This is a genomic window from Bacillus cereus group sp. BfR-BA-01331 (assembly GCF_022663915.1).
Classification (GTDB): domain Bacteria; phylum Bacillota; class Bacilli; order Bacillales; family Bacillaceae_G; genus Bacillus_A; species Bacillus_A mycoides.
Map to the genome: position 1 here is coordinate 1 of NZ_JAKUGJ010000131.1, position 821 is coordinate 821.

Below are 821 nucleotides of genomic sequence, written 5' to 3' on the forward strand. Positions count from 1 at the left end.
TCAGCTGTAAAAGGCGCAACGTTATTAACTGGATATGAGACAGGGGCAATACAGCCAGGAGATCAATTTTATGATGCACCGATGAAATTTAAAGGTACACAAGCTAAGAAATCGTGGAATGTATCCGGATTTGGTAATGTAAATGATTTACGAGCTTTACAAGTATCTTCGAATGTATACATGTTCCAGACAGCTTTACAAATCGCAGGGGTTAATTACGTACCGAATGGTTCATTGGATATTAAACAAGAAGCATTTGATAAAATGCGTTATTATTTTAAACAATTTGGTTTAGGGGTACCAACAGGTATTGATTTACCGAATGAAATAATTGGGCAAACGAGAAAAATAGATAGTCAACCAGGGTTTTTACTAGATTTTTCTATCGGTCAGTATGATACGTATACACCACTGCAATTGGCGCAATATATTTCAACGATTGCTAATGGCGGTTATAGAATGCAACCGAAGATTGTACAAGAAATACGAGAGCAATCAATAAAAGAAGAAGAGGTCGGTAAAGTTATACGCTCTATAGAGCCTGTCGTATTAAATCGAGTTGATATGAAGAAAGAACATATTGATCGGATAAAAGAAGGTTTTAGATGGGTATTCCAAGAAGGTGATGGAACTGGCGTGAAGTATTTCAAAAATGCGCCATATAAACCAGCAGGAAAGACAGGGACAGCTCAAACTGTATATGGTGGAGATGATCCAATTGGTAGAAATGCAAAAGGAGAACGTATGGAATGTTACAACTTAACATTAGTTGGATATGCTCCATATGATAATCCAGAAGTAGCATTTTCTGTAGTAGTCCC

1 protein-coding gene is annotated in these 821 nt (G+C 36.9%); it reads left to right on the forward strand.

Annotated features, from left to right (window positions below; translation table 11 throughout):
* Nucleotides 1–821: penicillin-binding transpeptidase domain-containing protein (locus tag MR155_RS31230; RefSeq protein WP_277958800.1), on the forward strand; the 821-nt coding region annotated here is incomplete at both ends.